This is a genomic window from Gallibacter intestinalis (assembly GCF_014982745.1).
Lineage (GTDB): Bacteria > Bacillota > Clostridia > Peptostreptococcales > Anaerovoracaceae > Gallibacter > Gallibacter intestinalis.
Genome location: NZ_JADCKA010000007.1, coordinates 1 through 20478, shown reverse-complemented (window position 1 = coordinate 20478; position 20478 = coordinate 1). Strand labels below are relative to the sequence as shown.

The 20478-nt window shown below is 39.0% G+C and carries 14 protein-coding genes; 13 read left to right on the top strand and 1 reads right to left on the bottom strand.

What is annotated here, in order from left to right; genetic code table 11:
- The 9 genes from recO (at position 1) to INF20_RS04935 (ending at position 11836) form a co-directional block, all read left to right on the top strand.
- On the top strand, positions 1-756 hold the full coding sequence (recO, locus tag INF20_RS04975; protein WP_226385279.1) for a DNA repair protein RecO: 756 nt from the start codon (positions 1-3) through the stop codon (positions 754-756).
- A gap of 11 nt (positions 757-767) precedes the next feature.
- On the top strand, positions 768-1385 hold the full coding sequence (locus INF20_RS04970; RefSeq protein WP_226385278.1) for a DUF4342 domain-containing protein: 618 nt from the start codon (positions 768-770) through the stop codon (positions 1383-1385).
- A complete protein-coding gene (locus INF20_RS04965; RefSeq protein WP_226385330.1) occupies positions 1382-2785 on the top strand; it encodes a glycine--tRNA ligase in 1404 nt (467 codons plus the stop codon). Before INF20_RS04970 ends, INF20_RS04965 begins: the two co-directional genes overlap by 4 nt.
- A 14-nt stretch (positions 2786-2799) precedes the next feature.
- Positions 2800-5403 carry a pyruvate, phosphate dikinase gene (gene ppdK / locus INF20_RS04960; protein WP_226385277.1) on the top strand — a complete coding sequence of 868 codons (2604 nt, stop codon included), beginning with the start codon at positions 2800-2802 and terminating at the stop codon, positions 5401-5403.
- A gap of 77 nt (positions 5404-5480) precedes the next feature.
- Positions 5481-6614 carry a P-loop NTPase family protein gene (locus INF20_RS04955; RefSeq protein WP_226385276.1) on the top strand — a complete coding sequence of 378 codons (1134 nt, stop codon included), beginning with the start codon at positions 5481-5483 and terminating at the stop codon, positions 6612-6614.
- Positions 6615-6664: 50 nt separating this feature from the next.
- Complete coding sequence (locus INF20_RS04950; RefSeq protein WP_226385275.1) at positions 6665-8332, top strand: Na/Pi cotransporter family protein; 1668 nt, start codon at positions 6665-6667, stop codon at positions 8330-8332.
- The gene (locus tag INF20_RS04945) at positions 8329-9039 is read left to right on the top strand and encodes a winged helix-turn-helix domain-containing protein (RefSeq protein WP_226385274.1); all 711 of its coding nucleotides are present in this window, start codon (positions 8329-8331) and stop codon (positions 9037-9039) included. The genes INF20_RS04950 and INF20_RS04945 overlap by 4 nt, the downstream gene beginning before the upstream one ends.
- Positions 9036-9920, top strand: a complete 885-nt coding sequence (locus tag INF20_RS04940; protein WP_226385273.1) for a sensor histidine kinase — start codon at positions 9036-9038, stop codon at positions 9918-9920. Before INF20_RS04945 ends, INF20_RS04940 begins: the two co-directional genes overlap by 4 nt.
- A gap of 218 nt (positions 9921-10138) precedes the next feature.
- A complete protein-coding gene (locus INF20_RS04935) occupies positions 10139-11836 on the top strand; it encodes a Na/Pi cotransporter family protein (protein ID WP_226385272.1) in 1698 nt (565 codons plus the stop codon).
- Between the two features lie 79 nt (positions 11837-11915).
- On the opposite strand, the gene INF20_RS04930 is transcribed toward INF20_RS04935, so the two are convergent.
- The gene (locus INF20_RS04930; protein WP_226385271.1) at positions 11916-12440 is read right to left on the bottom strand and encodes a methylated-DNA--[protein]-cysteine S-methyltransferase; all 525 of its coding nucleotides are present in this window, start codon (positions 12438-12440) and stop codon (positions 11916-11918) included.
- Between the two features lie 146 nt (positions 12441-12586).
- Between INF20_RS04930 and INF20_RS04925 the strand changes: the two genes are divergently transcribed.
- The 4 genes from INF20_RS04925 to addA are packed head-to-tail and all read left to right on the top strand — an operon-like array spanning position 12587 to position 20250.
- Positions 12587-13777 (top strand): aminoacetone oxidase family FAD-binding enzyme, encoded by a 1191-nt coding sequence (locus INF20_RS04925; RefSeq protein WP_226385270.1) that lies wholly within the window; start codon positions 12587-12589, stop codon positions 13775-13777.
- Positions 13756-15249: an NAD(P)/FAD-dependent oxidoreductase gene (locus INF20_RS04920; RefSeq protein ID WP_226385269.1), complete on the top strand. Its 1494-nt coding sequence runs from the start codon at positions 13756-13758 to the stop codon at positions 15247-15249. Before INF20_RS04925 ends, INF20_RS04920 begins: the two co-directional genes overlap by 22 nt.
- Before the next feature lie 4 nt (positions 15250-15253).
- Entirely contained in the window at positions 15254-16771 is a 1518-nt protein-coding gene (gene gpmI, locus INF20_RS04915; protein WP_226385268.1) for a 2,3-bisphosphoglycerate-independent phosphoglycerate mutase, read from the top strand.
- A 14-nt stretch (positions 16772-16785) separates the two neighbouring features.
- Positions 16786-20250: a helicase-exonuclease AddAB subunit AddA gene (gene addA, locus INF20_RS04910; RefSeq protein ID WP_226385267.1), complete on the top strand. Its 3465-nt coding sequence runs from the start codon at positions 16786-16788 to the stop codon at positions 20248-20250.
- Positions 20251-20478 lie beyond the last annotated feature (228 nt).

Below are 20478 nucleotides of genomic sequence, written 5' to 3'. Positions count from 1 at the left end.
ATGTATACTGATACTGAAGGTTTTATATTCAGACAGACAAAGACGGTAAACGGCAGGAGGATGATCCTGCTGTTTTCCAGAAAATACGGTAAAATAAGCGCTGGCACAGGAATTTCCGAAAAGGGCAGAAGTAAATCGTCTCTGGCCATGCGGCCCTTCACATACGGAAGATACGAGTTATACAAGTCTAGGAGCGGATATAATATAAACGGAGCTGAAACCATCAGAAGCTACTATAAGATAGGCGAAGATGTGGACAAGTATATGAACGCTTCCTATGTGTTGGAATTTACAGAAAAGGTACTTTCGGAAAATGTTCCTCAGCCAAAGCAGTTCGACCTTTTGCTGGATTTTTTTGATGTTCTTGAAAGTAGAAAAAAGAAGTACGGCACTTTGGTTTTGGCTTATGAGCTTAAAACCTTTGACAGAATGGGTTATCTTCCTGAGCTCTCCAGGTGCGTGGAGTGCGGAAAGGAGGAAAACCTGCATTTTCTGGATATTGAAGGAGGCGGAGCCCTTTGCCGCCAATGCGGAGAGAAAAAAATTGCCGCAGACAATGATTCGTTGATTTATGAAGCGGGATTGGGTATAATAAAAATAATGAGATACTTTTTAAGTAACCCTCTGAAAAGATTGGAAAATCTTGCTTTGGAAGATGATGTTCTTCATCGGATGCGAAGGATGACAGGGGAGTTTGCAAGGTATCATCTTGACATTGGACAGCTTAACAGTCAGATGTTTTTATCAGATAATTGAGGAGGATAGTTATGGAAATCACTTTGGAAAAAATCGAACTTGTCAAGGACAGGACAGGCGTTAGCTATAAGGAAGCAAAGGAAGCTCTTGAAGCGGCTGACGGCAGTGTTGTTGACGCTATTATAAGCATAGAAGAAAAAATTGACAGCAGAAGCACAGGAACTTCTTCCGGTGCAAACAGCGTTGTTGAATCCATTAAGGAAATTGTAAAGAAAGGCAATGTTTCAAAGATAGTAATAAAGAACTCTGAAGGCGATGTACTGTTAAATGTACCTGTAACAGTAGGTATTCTCGGAGTAGTAGTTGCTCCTTGGGGTGCAATTGCCGGTGTAATCGCTGCCTTTGGCTTCAAGTGCATTATTGAGGTTGTAAAGGAAGACGGTACAATAATCGATGTAAGCGATAAGACAACAGATGTGGTTGGAAAAGCTACAGAAAAGGGATCTGAAGTTTACGATAAGGTTAAAAACAGCGAAACCTACGAAAAGGTAAAGGATAAAACTGGAGAAACTATAAGTAAGGCTTCAGAAGCTATCAAAAACAAAATAAAAAAAGATAAAAAAGATGACGATGAGTTCGATGATTACGAATTCAAAGATTATGCGGAAAGAGAAGGCGAAGAAGAATAATGACAGAACTTACAATGGAAAAACTTGTAGCTCTTGCTAAAAACAGAGGATTTGTATACCCAGGCTCTGAAATTTACGGTGGTCTGGCAAATACATGGGATTACGGTCCTCTCGGTGCCGAGCTTCTTAATAATGTTAAAAAGGCATGGTGGAAAAAGTTCGTCCAGGAATCAAAATACAATGTTGGGCTTGATGCGGCGATACTGATGAATCCACAGACTTGGGTAGCTTCCGGTCATGTTGGAGGATTTTCAGATCCTTTAGTTGACTGCAAGAGCTGTAAATCCAGATTTAGAGCTGATAAGCTCATAGAGGAGCATATGGAAAAAACAGGACAGCCTGAAACAATTGTTGACGGATGGTCTAATGAAAAGCTAGAAGCATATATTGAGGATAACGATGTAAGATGTCCTGAGTGCGGAAAGCATGATTTTACAGGTATCAGACAGTTTAACCTTATGTTCCAGACTTATCAGGGTGTAACAGAGGATTCCAAAGCTGCTATCTATTTGAGACCTGAAACAGCCCAGGGTATATTTGTTAACTTCAAGAATGTGCAGAGAACTTCAAGAAAGAAGTTGCCTTTTGGTATAGCTCAGATTGGTAAGGCATTCAGAAACGAAATTACACCTGGTAACTTCATCTTCAGAACAAGAGAATTTGAACAGATGGAAGTTGAATTTTTCTGCAGACCTGGGGAGGATTTACAGTGGCATGACTACTGGAAGAAATATTGCGGAAACTTCTTAAGATCCCTCGGTATGAAGGAAGAAAATATGAGATTTAGGGATCATGAAAAAGAAGAGCTTTCTCATTATTCCAACGCTACTACAGATATAGAATATCTCTTCCCGTTTGGATGGGGTGAACTGTGGGGTATTGCAGACAGAACGGACTTTGACTTAAAGCAACACCAGGAGCATTCCAAGCAGGATATGAGCTATGTTGATAGCGAAACCGGTGAAAAGTTTATTCCGTATTGCATTGAGCCTTCCCTCGGCGTAGGAAGAGTTACGCTGGCATTTATGTGTGATGCCTACACTGAAGAGGAAATAGAAAAAGAAGACGGTAAAAAGGACAGCAGAGTAGTGATGAAATTCCATCCAGCTCTTGCTCCTTTTAAAGCAGCTGTGCTTCCTCTTGCTAAAAAGCTCGCTCCTGTGGCAGAGCCTATTCATGAAGAACTTTCAAAGTATTTCATGGTTGACTACGATGTGACAGGCTCCATAGGAAAGAGATATAGAAGAGAAGATGAAATCGGTACTCCTTTCTGCATCTGTGTAGACTTTGAAACAGAAAACGACGGATGCGTAACTATTCGTGACAGGGATACAATGGAACAGGTTAGAATTCCTGTGGAAGAAGTAAAGGATTATATAGCAGAAAGGCTCGTATTTTAAGGAGAGTGACCCAAATGGCTAAATATGTCTATTCCTTTAATGAAGGCTCTAAGGATATGAGGGGCCTTCTGGGAGGAAAGGGAGCCAATCTGGCGGAGATGACAAGCATAGGACTTCCTGTGCCTTTCGGTTTTACCGTTACTACAGAAGCTTGCACAAGGTACTATGAGGACGGTGAAACCATAGATAGTGAAATCGAAGAAGAAATATTCGGCAAACTGAAAGAACTGGAAGATGTGACCGGCAAGAAATTCGGTGATTTACAGACGCCGCTCCTGGTATCGGTCAGGAGCGGTTCTCCGTTTTCAATGCCTGGAATGATGGATACAGTTCTAAATTTAGGTATGAATGATGAAACTGCTGAGGCCATGATAAAGCTGACAGGAGACGAAAGCTTTGTAATGGACAGTTACAAGCGTTTTATCCAGATGTTTGCTGATGTGGTTAAGGGCGTAGATAAAAAGAAATTTGATATTGAAGCCGAAAAAACCAATGACTTAAAACAAATTATTGTAAACTACAAGGAAATATACAAGCAAGAAACCGGTGAAGAATTTCCTCAAAATCCACAAACTCAGCTTATGGAAGCGGTGCGAGCTGTTTTCAGATCCTGGAATAATGAAAGAGCAGTGCTGTACAGAAAGCTAAACGACATACCTGATAATCTTGGAACTGCGGTAAATGTTCAGGCTATGGTTTTTGGAAATATGGGTGATGACTCATGTACAGGAGTCGCCTTTACAAGGAATCCTGCCAGTGGTAAAAGAGAACTTTTTGGAGAATTTCTTATAAATGCTCAGGGAGAAGACGTTGTTGCAGGTATAAGAACGCCGCAGCCTATTTCAGAAATGAAGGAAAACTTCCCTGATGTTTATTCTGAATTTGAGAGAATTGCAGCACTTCTTGAAAGACATTATACCGATGTCCAGGATATGGAATTTACGGTGGAAAAAAATAAGCTCTATATGCTTCAGACAAGAAACGCAAAGCGTACAGCTCAGGCGGCTGTAAAAATTGCAGTGGATATGGAGCAGGAAGGGCTTATCGATAAGGAAACTGCAGTAATGAGGATAGATCCGTCGCAGATAGATCAGCTACTTCATCACAGATTTGATGAGGAAGCATTAAAGAGCGCAAAGCCAATGGCAAAGGGTTTGCCTGCATCTCCTGGTGCTGCATGCGGCGCGGTATATTTTGATGCTGCCTCAGCAGAGGCTGCCTTTGACAGAGGTGAAAAGGTTGTTTTGGTAAGACAGGAGACTTCTCCTGAGGACTTGGCCGGCATGGTGGCAGCTGAAGGAATTATGACTTCGCGAGGCGGTATGACCTCCCATGCGGCAGTTGTTGCTAGAGGTATGGGAAAGTGCTGCGTGGCAGGATGTTCTGAGGTCATAGTTGATGAGATTGCAAAATCAATGAAGTCGGGAGATATAATCATAGGCGAAGGCGATTATATTTCCATTGACGGAAACACCGGAAATGTATATCCGGGAAGAATTGCTACAGTAGCGCCGGAAATGAGCGGTGATTTTGCCAAAGTTATGACATGGGCCGATGAAATTAGGACCATGAAGGTAAGAACTAACGCTGATAATCCGAGGGATGCAAAACAGGCGGTTGAATTCGGTGCAGAAGGCATAGGACTTTGTAGAACAGAGCATATGTTTTTTGATGAAGATAGAATTTCCGATATGAGAAAGATGATTCTTGCATCTGATAGAGAAGAAAGGGAAAAGGCTTTGGCAAAGCTTTTACCATATCAGAAAGAGGATTTTAAAGGAATTTTCGAGGTTATGGAGGACAGACCTGTAAACATCAGGCTCTTAGATCCACCGTTACATGAGTTCCTTCCATCCACTGAAAAGGAGATAAATGATTTGGCTCAGCAGATGGGTATTTCTCCGGAAAAGCTCAGAGATAAGGTGACAGAGCTAAAGGAATTCAATCCTATGTTAGGTCACAGAGGGTGCAGACTGGCTGTAACATATCCTGAAATAGCTAAAATGCAGACGGAAGCCATAATCACGGCGGCCATGGAGGTTAAGGAAGAAAAAAATATAGATATTGAACCTGAGATTATGATACCTCTTGTGGGAATCGACAGGGAACTTGCATTTGTAAGAGCAACTGTAGAAGAAACCATATCAGAGATATTTAAGAAGACAGGCAAAGAAATCGGATATCAGATTGGTACGATGATTGAAATTCCTAGAGCAGCGCTTACAGCTGATGAAATTGCAGAAGAGGCAGAGTTCTTTTCCTTCGGTACCAATGACCTCACTCAGATGACCTTTGGATTTAGCCGTGATGATACAGGTAAGATATTAAAGGAATACACTGATAAAAATATTCTTAAAAACGATCCGTTTATGAGCATTGATACCACAGGCGTAGGAAAGCTGATGGAAATGGCCATAGAATTAGGAAAAAAGACAAGACCTAATATTAAGCTTGGAATATGCGGTGAGCATGGCGGTGAGCCGGCTTCCGTGGAATACTGTTACAGAATAGGACTTAATTATGTGTCCTGTTCGCCGTATAGAGTTCCGATAGCCAGACTGGCTGCTGCTCAAGCGGTAATTAGAGATAAGAATCCACAACAATGGCAGGACAGATAATGTCCTGCTTTTTTTAAGGAATGCATTGTAAAATATTTCCATATAAGATATAATCACCACGAAAGGAGTGGTAAAATATGGAAAGAATAAAAGCCCTTTTTGTAAGTGAGGATGTTGAATATGCGGCTGCAGTTGCGGCATGTATGAGAAGCATTAATGTGCCTGCTGATTTTACTATAACCTCGGAATTCACTGATGCTTATGCAAAAAACGAAGAGTTTGATATACGCATTATTGACTTGGGTAAGCAACAAATGGAGTCTTATAGAGAGTTTATTTCAGATAAATTGGATGGCGATAATCTTTTATTCCTTACAGATAATGCTCAGGATAAAGCTAATTTAGATGTTGCATATAAATATTCGAGTCTTTTAGAAATTGCGGACAAAATAATTTCAAAGGCACACAGGTGGAATCATAAAGAAGTTTCATCAGTTAGTATGAAGAAATGCAGCATATATGCGGTTTGTGCATCTAAAGGCGGAGTTGGTTGCAGCAGCATAGCTGTAGGAATAGCAAGGGATTTTGCTTTGCCAGGAAATCAGAAAGTGCTATATATTTCCATCGGTGATATTCACGAAGAAAGATTGTTTTTTGAGCAAAAAGCGGAAGGTAATCTCAAGGAATATATTTACGAATATCTTTACGGTTCTGGGCCATTTTATGAAAAACGAGATAGCTATTTTAATTCGGATCTTTATGGAGTTAAATCATTTAATACATCATCTTGGAAAAATCGCTTTAATGAGCTTAATATCGGAGAATTATCAGGAGTTTTAAACACAATTACATCGGAGGACATATTTGAAAGAATAATTGTGGATGTAGGAACTGCAAGAAATGAACTATCAGCACAGATAAAAGATATGGCAGACAGGATAATTTATGTGGAGAAAAGCTGTGATACGAGTTTAGAAATCGAGCTTAAACGTGAAGATTGTGATAAATATGGCGACAAAATAATTTCAGTTAAAAACTTTATGCCATCTGTCGACCGCAGTTTAGACGAATTTTTTGAAGATGATTTTAATGACGAAGAAAAATTAACAAGTGAAGGTGAAAAACTTATAGAACCGATGGATATACATATTATAAAAGACGATAAGGCGTTTTCTTTAGCAGACGGAATTGTTGATATAGATATATCCGGAGACTTTGGAAAGGGAATACGCCAGCTTATATCATGCATGGCTTCAGGGTTTTACATTTAACAATATCCTGTGGTATAATTTTAAAGTAATTTACTGATCAGGAGGTAAAAATGAATCCGCAGGCAATTGTTCTATCAGCGTCGATATTTGGCGGGCTTGCAGTATTCATATTTGGAATGCACCTTATGAGCGACGGTCTTCAAAAAACCGTTGGCGACAGGATGAGGGGCATTCTTTCCATGCTTGCATCTCATCCGATAAAGGGGATAATTGCTGGAATTGTTGCGGCGGTTATTTTTCAAAGTTCATCTGCTACAATACTTATGACTTTAAGCTTTGCAAATGCGGGGCTTATAGGTCTCAGGCAGGCAATTAGCGTTATTATTGGAGCAAATTTGGGTGCGACGGTTACATCTCAAATTACAGCATTTGATTTGGACAGCTACGCATGGATATTTGTTTTTATAGGATTTGTGCTGTTGTTCTTTATGAAATCCAAAGAATGGGCCAAGGACGCAGGGCAGATCATATTTGGGTTTGGTATATTTTTCGTAGGAATTGCAACCATGGACGCTGCCTTTATACAGCTGGCTGATACTAAGTCCTTTACGGATATTGTTTCATGGATGTCTGGTATGCCTGTTGCGGCAGTTTTGTTTGGCTTGTTGTTGGCTCTATTGCTTAATTCATCTGCTGCCGTTATCGCTCTAATTCAGTGTGTAACTGTTATGAGCCTTGAAGGTGTAATACCTGTTATACTTGGAGCTAATGTAGGTGTAGCCATCAGGACATTCCTTTCTGCAGGAAGGACTTCTGTTAACGGTAAAAGGGCGGCCACTGCTCATGTGGTGTTTAATATCACAGCCTTTGTAATTGCGATTTGGTTTATACCTCAAATAGCATATATAGTTGAGGCGATTTCACCACAGGGGCTTCAAGGTGATGTGATTGCAAGGCAGGCTGCCAATGTAAACCTTATTTTTAATCTGTTTGGAGCAGTTATATTTTTGCTTTTATCCGGAGTGCTCTCAAAGATTCTTAAAAAGTGTTTTAAGGATGATGTAACTGATTCAAAATTACATAATGATGAATACAGCGGTTACTTGGATGTTAACATTATCAATCAGCCGGAAGTTGCTATGCATATGGTAATCAGAGAACTTCTAAGAATCGGCAGATTGGCAAGAGATATGTTTATAAAATGCAAAAGAGCATTTATATCCGCAGATATTAAAACCGCAGAACAGGTAATCGATGAAGATAGGACGATAAATGTATTAAGGGATAGACTTGTCAGATATCTTTCTGAGATTCTCGCCAGTGAAAATACTAATGACTATCAAAAAAACGCCATAGCGGAGTTTTATCATATGGCTGCTGATGTGGAGCATATAGGCGACTATTGTAAAAATATAGCTACTTTAGCTATAGAAAAGGAAAAGAACGAATATAGGCTTTCGGATAAGGCGTATACGGAAATATATGAGTGCTTTGACCTTGTAAAAAAGATGATGGATGATACCTTTGATGCTATAGATGAAGGAAGCAGTAAGATTGCTGATTCTGTCATTCATCAAGAGGATAAAATAGATATAGTTGAGGCTGATTTTAGAAGCAGACATATAAACAGGCTTGAATCAGGAGAATGTGATACCGCATCTACTGTAGTTTATGTGGATGTAATGCACAACCTTGAAAGAATAGGAGATAGTTGCAGCAATATTGCTGAAGCGATAAATAGAGGTTTTATATTTAAGAGAGAAAACGAGGGACAATGAAAAAGAAAATTTTGATTATCGAAGACGAGGCAAACATAAGGGAATTGGTTATGTATAACCTAAAGGCTAATGGATACGATGCCATAGAGGCAGAAGACGGTATCTCCGGTATTACCTTGGCTTACAAGGAAAATCCGGATCTTATTCTGCTTGATATAATGCTTCCTGGAAAGGATGGTTATGAAATATGCAGAGAACTGAGATCAGAAGGCATAGAGATTCCTATTATAATGCTTACGGCAAAATCAGAAGAGGTTGATAAGGTGCTGGGACTTGAGTTTGGTGCAGACGATTATATTGCAAAGCCTTTTGGCATAAGAGAGCTTTTGGCCAGAATTAAAGCAGTTTTAAGAAGAGTGGATATGAACGGTACTCCTTCAGGTGACATTGGAGAAAGTGAAGAAAATGCCGAAAGCATAACTGCCGGGGATATAGTAATAGACCAGAGCAGACATGAGGTGACTGTTCAGGGTACTATTATCGATCTTACATATAAGGAGTATGAGCTTTTGTCATTCCTAGCAAAACACAGGGGCAGAGTATATTCCAGAGATGAGCTTCTCGATAAGGTATGGGGCATTGACTATGTTGGCGAAACAAGAACGGTTGATGTGCATATAAGGCATCTCAGACAGAAGCTTGGTGAAAATCAGAACGGTGATGATTATATAGAAACCATTAGAGGAAGAGGTTATAAGCTGAAATGAAAACAAGATGGTTGATTTGTGCATTGCTAACGGCGATTATTGCTTCAGTGGCGGCTGTTCTGTTTAAAGAAAATGCGGTATTACTGGCTGTAGGAGTATTTATCGTTACATGTGCCGGTGTGCTTTCCCTTTATTTTATACTTAAAGGGCCTATTGAAAATATGCGGCACCAGGTGATGGAGGTGGAAGAGGAAAACAGACAGGCAGAAAATATAAGGTCTGAATTTGTGGCAAATGTAAGCCATGAGCTAAAAACTCCTCTGACATCCATTTCAGGCTTTATAGAGACGCTTCAAGCCGGAGCTGTTAATGACCCAGAAACAAGAGATAGATTTATAGAAATAATAGCCATTGAAACTGCCCGTTTAAAACGCCTTATCGATGATATACTGGTGCTTTCCGATATTGAAAGTCGTATGGATACATCCGATGAGAATATAAATGTATTTAATATAACGGACGATGTGGCGGAAATGCTTGAACCTATAGCACGCAGAAGAAACATTACGGTTATAAATGAAATAGATGATACCCTTGAAATAAAGGGAAGTGAAGATAAGTTCAGGCAGATGATGGTAAACCTTATTGAAAATGCCATCAAATATGGCAAGGACGGCGGTCATGTATGGGTACGGGGATATGAAACCGATGATGAAAAGATTATTACCATAAAGGATGACGGTATAGGAATTGAGCAAAAAGATCTTGAAAGGATTGCTGAAAGATTTTATCGTGTGGATAAATCTCGATCTACAAAGGTGGGAGGCACAGGCCTTGGACTTTCCATCGTAAAGCATACGGCTGCCTTATTTAATGGAGAACTTAAGGTTAGCAGCAAACCTGACGAGGGTTCAGAATTTTCCATTGTCATTAAAAAATAAAGATATAAAGACTTAAAGCAGGGACTAAATTGTCTCTGCTTTTTGCTTTCTAAACGACTCATGAGACAAAATGTTAAGAACATGTTAAAAAGCAAACCGATTATGGTCGCAATTAACAAAAACATAATAAAATTTAACAAGTTCTTAACATAAGATTAACTAACAGGTGCAAAAAAGCGTATAAAATTAACAATGGGTTAAAACACAGGAGGTTTAGAATGAGTCTTGAAACATTTCAGATGATAGTTACGCTCCTGGGAGGACTTGCCGTATTTATTTATGGTATGAATCTCATGAGTGACGGACTTCAAAAAGCAGCCGGGGATAAGATGAGAAACATCCTTGGAATGCTTACAAAAAATCCGGTCATGGGAGTGCTTGCAGGTGCACTGGTTACTGCGGTACTTCAGTCTAGCAGTGCTACCACTGTAATGGTAATAGGTTTTACCAGTGCAGGACTGATGAAGCTGAGGCAGGCAATCAGCGTAATTATGGGTGCTAATATAGGTACTACCATTACTGCGCAGCTTATAGCCTTTAATATAGGCGATTTTGCATGGATATTTGTATTTATCGGATTTATCATGTATTTCTTCTTTAAGAAGAAAGAGATGGCAGTAAAAATAGGACAGATTTTGTTCGGATTTGGACTTCTCTTTGTAGGTATCAATACAATGAGCAGCACCATGGAACCGATGGCTGAGTCTCCTGTATTTACGGAAATGATAATGAAGGTGGCGGATATACCTGTACTCGGAGTATTTGTAGGTTTGTGCATGACCCTTGTTGTTCAGTCCAGTTCAGCGACAATTGCCGTATTGCAGAATTTGGCTATGACAGCAGGTCCTGATGGAGTAACATCGATAATAGGTTTAACTGGTGCGATACCTGTACTGTTTGGTGATAATATTGGTACTACAATTACCGCGCTTTTAGCTTCCATAGGTGGCTCAAAGAATGCCAAGAGAACAGCGATTTCCCATACGATATTTAACATTTCCGGTACTTTGCTGTTTATATGGTTTGTTCCTCAGATAGCTGAGCTTGTAACATGGCTTTCACCTAAGGGACCTGAGGTTGAGGTTATTTCAAGACAGATAGCTAACACACATCTGCTCTTTAACCTGACAGTTACAATTTTATGGCTGCCGTTTATAAAGGTACTGGAAAAGATAGTTACTACTATCATCCCAGGAAAGGACGAAAGGGAAGATATGGTTGCTGGACCTGTATTCCTAGATACCAATGTTTTAGAGCAGCCGGTATTTGCTACACATCTTGCCATACAGGAGCTTACAAGAAATGCTTCTCTTACCTTTGATATGCTTAAAAAATCAAGGGAAGCTTTTGCAGGGGGCAACCTTGCTATGGTTAATGATGTAATCGAAACCGATAAGACTGTAAATATAATAAGAACTAAGACTATAGAGTATCTTTCTCAGATACTTTCCGCCGAAAGTATAACCGACTTCCAGAAGGAAAGAGTATCCGCTCTGCTTCATGTGGCTTCGGATATTGAGCATATCGGCGACTACTGTAAGAACATAGTGGAACTTGCAGAAGATAAGGCAAAAAATAAATATGTATTCTCAGATATCGCTAAAAACGAAGTGGATGAATACTTTAATAAGATAGAAACAATGCTTGTGGATACCATGGAAAGTCTTGAGACGGGAAGTCCTGAACTTGCAGAAAAGGTACTGGCAGAGGAAGAAAAGATAAATGCCATGGAAAACGAAATCAGGCAGGAGCATATGCATAGACTTGTGGACAACGAATGTTCACCGGCAGTTACTGTTGTATTCCTTGATGTAATTCATAATCTTGAAAGAATGGGTGACAGCTGCAATAATATAGCAGAAGCCGTAATTAAAGGCTACAGAGCTAAAAAGCAGTCTATTGCAAAGGGAGAATAAACGAGTAAAGAATCAAACTACACATACTACACAAAAATACGCGATGAACAATTACGAATATTGATCATCGCGTGTTTTATTATTTTCTCGTTGGTAAAACGAAATTGTTCATATCGTTACCTTCGAGCTTTAGCAGAGCAATTTTATTTTGTATGCCTCCACCGTATCCTGTCAAATTGCCACCGGAGCCGATTACTCTGTGACAAGGTATTATAATGCAAATAGGATTGCTTCCCACAGCGGCGCCTACAGCTCTTGCGGACATTTTTTCAATTCCGCGACGGGAAGCGATTTCTTTAGCTATATCGCCGTAGGTTATGGTTTTACCGTACGGAATTTTCATCATAATATCAATCACTTCCTGACGGAATGGAGTGATTTCTTCTAATTTTATATCCGGAATAAAATCCGGAATGCCTCCTGCAAAATAAATGTCAAGCCAAAGATGTGTATCTTCAAATACCGGCAAATCGTCTTTGTCCGCACCTATAATATGCTTGAGGTTATCCTTTGATCCTGCAAACCAAAGTCCTGTAAGATATTCGCCATCGCTGTTCATGTAAATCTTTCCGAAGGGTGAATCGTAAATGGTTGTATATACCATAGGGCTTCTCCTTATAATTTCAATGATGTAAAAGACAATTTAATTTTATCACGATGAGAATTTCCATGCCACCAAATATGTTATCTTGCGGAAAAATAAGGGTATTTATGATAAAATATAAATGATTGCTTAAAAGGAGAAATTCTATGAAAAAATCCAATGTGTGCATAATAGGCGGTGGGGCATCGGGAATGGCCGCAGCCATATACATAAAAGAAAAAATGCCGGACTTAAATGTACTTTTATTAGAAAAGAAAGATGTTCTCGGCAAAAAGCTTTCTGTAACTGGCAATGGCAGATGCAATATAAGTAATGTGCAGTGTCCAACCTTTGGAGACACATCACGCTTTTTTAAAAGCATAGGTGTTGAAATAAAAACGGATAATGAGGGCAGAGCATATCCGGTGTCGGAAAGGGCAAAGGATGTTACCGAAACAATGGAAAATCTGCTTTTATCTTTGGGCGTTGATATAAAAAAGAATGTCACTGTCAATAATATAAGTAAAATAAATGAAAAGGGATGCTTTATTGTATCGTCAGATAAAGAAAGTTTTGAAGCAGAAAAGGTAATTATAGCAACTGGCGGTAAATCCGCTCCGCAGTTTGGCACAACAGGTGATGGATATGTTTTGGCTAGGAATATGGGACACACCATCAACAAGCTAGCTCCTGCCCTTGTAGCATTGGAATGTTCCAATAGTGTATTGGGGATAAATAAAGGAGTTAGAGCAAACGCAGGAGTAACTCTTTTCAGACACAGTTATTTCGTGGAGGAAGAAAAGGGAGAAGTTCAGTTTACCGAAGATGGACTTTCCGGAATTTGTATTTTTAATTTAAGCAATTTCGTAAGACTAAATGAAAATACAGGTTTTAGTGATTATGAGCTGGCATTGGATTTGCTTCCAGAATATAAGCCTACGGAAATACTTTATATACTTTCTAGAAAGAAAAATATTTCAGGCTTAAAGACAATTGATTTGATGAAATCCATTGTAAAACCGGAGCTTGCACAAAAATTATTAAAGGATATTTCTCAAAGAATTCCTGAGGCAAAGGACTTAAGCACTGAACATCTTAAAGATATAATTCTAATGTTTAAGAATGTCAGATTTACGATTACCGGTGCGAAGGGATGGAAGCAGGCACAATGTACCATGGGAGGAGTTTCCTGGGATGATTTTAATCTTCATACCATGGAGTCAACAGTGGTTTCGGGATTATACTTTACCGGAGAAATAATCGATTATGTAGGTCCGTGCGGAGGATTTAATCTTGAAAATGCATGGAACACTGCAAGAAAAGCGGGAAAGGCAATATGTACAGAATACATGAGATAAAACTTAAAATAGATGAGGATGTGAATAGAATTCCGGCTAAAGTTGCAGAAAAGCTTAAGCTAAAGTCTTCAGACATAAAAAAATGGAAAATAGCAAGGGAATCTGTAGATGCCAGGGATAAAGGTAACATCAGATTGGTTTACAGTGTGGACTTTGAGTGTTCAAAAAAGCTTAATCTGCCTGATGCTCCTGACACTTCATATCACTTTCCAGAAGGTAAATATCCCAAGGATAAGAGGCCTGTTATTGTAGGTTTTGGTCCTTGCGGAATGTTTGCTGCATTAACCTTGGCACAGGCAGGATATAGTCCAATAGTCCTTGAAAGAGGAAAGAGTGCAGATCAAAGGGCAGAAGATGTGGAAAGGTTTTGGAGGGAAGGCATCCTAGACGAAGAATCAAATGTGCAGTTTGGCGAAGGAGGAGCAGGCACCTTTTCCGATGGTAAGCTGACAACTGGAACAAAGGATAAAAGAATAAGAAAGGTTCTTGAGGAATTTCACAGGTTCGGTGCACCTGATGATATTTTATATAAGCAAAAACCACATATAGGAACTGATATACTAAGAAAACTGGTTATTGCAATTCGAGAAGAAATCATTTCTCTTGGAGGCGAGGTTAGGTTTTCTTCAAGGGTAACGGATATAATAAGCAAAGAGGATAAGCTTACAGGTCTTAAAGTTAATCATAATGGCAAAGAATATGAGATTGACTGTGACAGAGCTATCTTTGCAATAGGTCACAGTGCTAGAGATACCTTCCGCATGATGTATGATAGAGGACTTAATATGGAGCAAAAGCCGTTTTCCATAGGAGTCCGTATAGAACATCCTCAGGAGATGATTGATAAAGCACAATATGGCGATCCTAAGCTAGCAAATAGGCTTGGAGCAGCAGATTATAAGATAAACTATAGGACATCATCTGGACGAGGTGTATATACCTTCTGTATGTGTCCGGGTGGCACAGTGGTGATGGCTTCATCTTCAAAGGGTCAAGTAGTGACCAATGGTATGAGCCTTAGAGCTAGGGATAGCGGACTTGCCAACAGTGCGCTTCTTGTGGATGTGAGGACTGAGGATTTTGGCTCAGAGCATCCTCTGGCGGGAGTAACTTTTCAGGAAAAATATGAGAAAAAAGCTTACGAATTAGGTGGTGGATATAATTTTCCAACATGTAAGTGGAAGGATTTTGAAGGTTCAGATGTGGCAGCATGTCTTCCGAAGTTTGCAAAAGAGGCTATGAAGGAGGCAATGCCACATTTGGGAAGAAAGCTAAAAGGGTTTAATTCCCCTGAGGCACTGTTAAGAGCAGTTGAAACGAGAAGTTCATCGCCGGTAAGGACAATCAGAGATAAAGATATGCAGTCCAATATAAAGGGACTTTATCCTGCAGGTGAAGGAGCAGGATATGCCGGAGGTATAGTATCTGCGGCAGTAGATGGAATAAAAGCAGCGGAAAAAGTTATGGAGTAGGAAAATGGAAAGTAAAAAACCAACAATACTTATGATACTGGATGGCTTTGGGATAAACCCCAATGATTACGGCAACGCAATAGCACAGGCAAATAAGCCGTTTATTGATGAGCTTTTTAAAAAATATCCAAATACCACAATAGGAGCTTCGGGTAAGGATGTAGGACTCCCTGACGGTCAGATGGGAAATTCTGAAGTAGGTCATCTTAATATAGGCGCTGGCCGAGTGGTTTTTCAGGAGCTTACTAGGATAACAGATGAAATAGAGAGGGGAGCATTTTATGATAATGCTGTTATAAACGAAGCCATAGACCATGTAAAAGAAAATGACAGCAATCTTCATGTGTTCGGACTTCTTTCCGACGGTGGAGTTCATTCTCACATAGATCATTTGAAGGCAATTTTAAAGCTTGCTGCTGACAGAGGAGTTTCAAATCTTTATGTTCATTGCTTTTTAGATGGCAGAGATGTACCACCTAGATGTGCAGATGTGTATATCGAGGAAATCGAAAAGACTCTGGAGGAGCTTGGCACAGGTAAAATCGCTACAGTTAGCGGAAGATATTATGCCATGGATAGGGACAACCGATGGGAAAGAGTTAAGAAGGCCTATGATGCCATCGCATTAGGTGAGGGATTATATGTTAAAACTGCGTCTTTGGCTGTAGCAGAAGCCTATGAAAGAGATGAAAGCGACGAATTCGTAATACCTACGGTAGTAGATGGTGCCACTTGCGTAGGTAACGGTGATAGCGTAATTATGTATAATTTTAGACCTGACAGGGCTAGGGAGATAACTAGAGCATTTACAGAGGAGAATTTTAACGGATTTGAAAGAGAAAAGTTAAAGGATCTTTATTATGTAACTATGACTCAGTACGATGCTACTTTGAAAAATGTTCATGTGGCATATCCTCCAGTCTCTCTTAAAAATACTTTAGGAGAGTATGTATCTTTTCTCGGGTTAAAGCAGCTTCGCATAGCTGAGACGGAAAAATATGCTCATGTGACTTTCTTCTTTAATGGAGGTGTGGAAGAGCCAAATCTTGGAGAGGACAGGATATTGGTACCTTCACCTAAAGTTAGCACCTATGATCTTAAACCGGAAATGAGTGCATACGAGGTTACAGATAAGGTTTTGGAAAATATGGAGCATTATGATTTGGTGATTTTAAATTTTGCCAATGCAGATATGGTTGGACATACAGGAGTAATGGAAGCAGCCATAAAGGCTATAGAAGCTCTGGATAAATGCGTTGAAAAAATAGTAAAGAAAACCCTTGAATTGGGCGGTCAGATACTTTTGACGGCTGATCACGGTAATGCTGATGTAATGTTGGACGAACAAGGTAATATAGTAACGGCACATTCTCTTAGCAGGGTACCGCTTATGCATATAGCTGATAAAGGAATAAATCTTTGCGATGGAGGTAAACTGGCTGATATAGCACCGACTTTATTGGAAATGATGAATTTGGATATACCTGTAGAAATGACAGGACATTCTCTATTAAAAAAATGAGGTAACAACAACTTATGAAATGGACTAAGAGACAGGAGCAGGCTATAAAATCCAGGGGGAAAAATCTTCTGGTGGCAGCAGCTGCCGGCTCAGGTAAAACAGCGGTCCTTGTTGAAAGGATAATACAGCTTATAACTGAAGAGCGTATAGATGTTGATAAGCTTTTGGTGGTAACCTTTACAAAGGCAGCTGCATCGGAAATGAAAGCTAAAATTGCTGCGGCTCTTAAAAAAAGAATTAAAAACGGAGATGGAGATACTGCCTTCTACAGAAGGCAGCTTTCCATGATTGGCAAAGCGTCAATTTCCACATTTCATTCCTTTGCCATAAGTATTATAAGAAAGTATTTTTATGTTATAGATCTTGATCCATCTCTTAAAGTAGCTGATGAGACTCAGATCGGTTTACTCAAAATACAGATAATGGATGACCTCTTTGAAGACTGCTTTGAAAGGGAAGATAAAAATTTTATAAATTATCTTAACAGATACGGAAATGTCCGGGATGAGAACAATCTTAAAACCAATCTCATCAATTTTTACGATAAAATCATGGCAATGCCAAAGCCATTTGAATGGCTATCCGAAGCTGTGGAAAAAATTAAAAAATATGAGGATTATGAAAATACATATGCCTTTGAACTTATCAAAAAATCGGTGCTTGATGATTTATCCGAAATGAAAAGGATAAAGGAAGAAATAGTGGATGTGCTTATGAGTGCCGGAGCCGATAATATGGCAGCAAAGCAGCAGGAGGATTATGAAAAGCTTGAAGAACTGTGCGATTTGTTTACTGATGAAAGCTACGATGAAGCATTTGATGAGATAGAGAAGCTAAAGTTCACTCAGTTAAGGGCTACAAAGGATGAAAAGGAAGCGTATTCATCGGTTAAAGATCAGGTTTCAATTCTTAAGGATGGACTTTCGGATATATTTACAGAACTAAAGAAGGGATATATGAAGGAGTCTTTTTCTGATCAGTTTAAAAAGGTTGTGGACACTTATGAGCAGACGAAGGAAACAGAAAATCTCATAGTCGAATTTCACAATAGATTTGCTGGTGAAAAAATCGACAGAGGTATAATGGACTTTAATGATATTGAACATTTTGCTTTGAATATACTGGAAAATAAAGAGGTTGCATCAGAATGTAGGCAAAAGTACGAATACATATTTATCGATGAATATCAGGATAGTAACTATCTGCAGGAAGCTATCATAGAAAAGGTTAAAAGAGATGATAACCTGTTTATGGTTGGCGATGTAAAGCAGAGCATATACAGCTTCCGTCAAGCTGAACCCCAGATTTTCAAAGATAGATATCATGAATATTCCGAGGTTTGTGAAAACAGCGAAAAGATAGATCTTAATATGAATTTCAGGAGCAAGCCTACAATTATAGACAGCATAAACAGCGTATTTGAAAATGTTATGGAAGATTATGATGAGGATGCTGCTCTTTATGCAGGAGTTAAAGCACCGGAAGCATATAATCTTAAAACACAGCTCTACATTATAGATAAATCGGCAACTGACAGCGAGCTTAAAAACAATCTTGAACTGGAAGAATTAAAGGACTTGGAAAAGGAGGCTCTGCTGGCCGCTAAAAAGATTAAATCTATTGTAGGAACTGACATATATGATGTAAAGGAAGAACGGGTAAGACCACTAAGATACAGGGATATAGTGGTACTTATGAGGAGCTTCAAGAACAAAGGTGGTGCCTTTGCCAAAATCCTTGAAAAGTTGGATATACCTGTATATTTAAGCGGTGACAGCGGTTATTTTGAAAACATTGAAGTTAATTTGCTGCTGGATTTGCTAAAGGTAATAGATAATATTCACAGAGATGTGCCGCTTTTAGGTGTTTTGTATTCTCCTGTGTTTGACTTTACCATTGATGAATTGATTGAAATAAAATTAGAAAGTAAAGACGAATCCTTTGGCAGAGCTTTCTTAAATTATGCACAAAGGGAAAGTGAAGATTATCTGACGGTAAAATGTCGCAATACTGTGATGCAACTTAACCAGTGGAAGGAAAAATCTGCATTTGAGCCTTTAGAAGAGTTTGTATGGGACCTTATGAAGGAAAGCGGTATTTATCTTTATGCTGGAACCATGAGAGGAGGTGAGCAGCGTCGTCTTAACCTCAGAACCTTTGCGGATCAAACGGCCATGTATACTTCTTCAAGAGATAATAGCCTTTACGGTCTTTTGCAATACTTTGACAGCATTAAAAAAGAAAAACCGATGGATGTGGGACAGAGCAGTCTGTTGTCAGAAGAGGATGATACTGTCCAGATAACTACGATTCACAAAAGTAAGGGTTTAGAATATCCTGTGGTAATACTTCCAAATCTGCAAAACACATGGAGAAAAGACGAGATGACAGATGTGGGAATGCTTCACCGTGACATAGGTTTTGGCGTAACATATATTGATATAGAAAACAAGATAGCAGAAAATACAATTCTTCAAAGACTGATAAAAGAATTAAATAATGATAAATCTAGAGAAGAAGAATTGAGAGTTTTGTATGTGGCTATGACAAGAGCCAAGGATATCCTTATAATGACAGGAATAGTAAAAGACTTATCGGAATATGAACGAAAAAAATGCAGCGGTGTAGGAGAAGCAGTATCAAACCTTGATGTTATTTTCCCTAATATAAGCAGAAACTATTGCGATGTTAAATTTGTTTCCGAGGAGTATGCATCTGATATGATACCTTCATTCGATGACAATGGGCATAAAAATCGAAGGGATAATATCAATATATTTAAGGAGAAAGCTAACGCCTCTGAAAGAACACATATTAGTGATGTACTGGAATACAACTATCCATATGAATATATGGGCAATGTAAAATCCAAATATACTGTAAGTGAACTTAATAAAGATAAAAGTCAAATTAGCAAAGAAATTGCTCAGATGGAATATAGGAAGGGCATTTTTAAAGAAGATTCGGAGGAATATGATAATGATAAGCTGCTAAAGGGTGCTCGTCTTGGAACAGTGTACCATACAGTTATGGAAGAAATTGATTTTGAAAAGGCAGTTAAGTCAGGAAATGAATATATCTCTAAAGCTGTTGATGATTTAGTGGAAAGGGGCATTATAACCGAGGAAGAGGGTGCTGCGGTAGATAAATCTAAGATAGTTGCCTTCTTTGAAAGTGATATCGGAAAACGCGCCGCATCTGCCAATGCTGTTAATAAAGAGGAAAGCTTTATTATGAACTGGTACAAGGAAGATACACCGACCATAGTTCAGGGTGTAATAGACTGTTGGTTTGAAGAGGACGACGGCATTGTAGTGGTAGATTACAAAACAAATAAAAACACAGAGGGAATTGAGGAGCTATATAGAGAGCAGATGCATCTTTACAGTGAAGCGCTGCAAAGGGCAACTTCTAAAAGGGTAAAGGAAACCTGGCTATATCTTTTTTCGGAGAATAGAGGACTTAAAATAGATTTGTAATAGTCCTAATATAGTTACAAAAAGTAAAGGTTCTATAATAAATGTTGGGGTATGATGCCTCAACATTTTTTATGCAATAAAAAATTGAGCATAATATCAAACTCATTTAAAATGAAATCACCACAATAACATAGAAAGGAGTTTTCAATTATGCTCATGTCAAATTATATAGAAGAATTATTTGAATTAAAAGGTGCAATTTTAGAAAATATTAAAAGTACTGAGGAA

Coding starts and splice junctions, on each gene's coding strand:
- recO (WP_226385279.1), top strand. CDS start 1: ATGTATACTGATACTGAAGGTTTTATATTCAGACAGACAAAGACGGTA.
- INF20_RS04970 (WP_226385278.1), top strand. CDS start 768: ATGGAAATCACTTTGGAAAAAATCGAACTTGTCAAGGACAGGACAGGC.
- ppdK (WP_226385277.1), top strand. CDS start 2,800: ATGGCTAAATATGTCTATTCCTTTAATGAAGGCTCTAAGGATATGAGG.
- INF20_RS04955 (WP_226385276.1), top strand. CDS start 5,481: ATGGAAAGAATAAAAGCCCTTTTTGTAAGTGAGGATGTTGAATATGCG.
- INF20_RS04950 (WP_226385275.1), top strand. CDS start 6,665: ATGAATCCGCAGGCAATTGTTCTATCAGCGTCGATATTTGGCGGGCTT.
- INF20_RS04945 (WP_226385274.1), top strand. CDS start 8,329: ATGAAAAAGAAAATTTTGATTATCGAAGACGAGGCAAACATAAGGGAA.
- INF20_RS04940 (WP_226385273.1), top strand. CDS start 9,036: ATGAAAACAAGATGGTTGATTTGTGCATTGCTAACGGCGATTATTGCT.
- INF20_RS04935 (WP_226385272.1), top strand. CDS start 10,139: ATGAGTCTTGAAACATTTCAGATGATAGTTACGCTCCTGGGAGGACTT.
- INF20_RS04930 (WP_226385271.1), bottom strand. CDS start 12,440: ATGGTATATACAACCATTTACGATTCACCCTTCGGAAAGATTTACATG.
- INF20_RS04925 (WP_226385270.1), top strand. CDS start 12,587: ATGAAAAAATCCAATGTGTGCATAATAGGCGGTGGGGCATCGGGAATG.
- INF20_RS04920 (WP_226385269.1), top strand. CDS start 13,756: ATGTACAGAATACATGAGATAAAACTTAAAATAGATGAGGATGTGAAT.
- gpmI (WP_226385268.1), top strand. CDS start 15,254: ATGGAAAGTAAAAAACCAACAATACTTATGATACTGGATGGCTTTGGG.
- addA (WP_226385267.1), top strand. CDS start 16,786: ATGAAATGGACTAAGAGACAGGAGCAGGCTATAAAATCCAGGGGGAAA.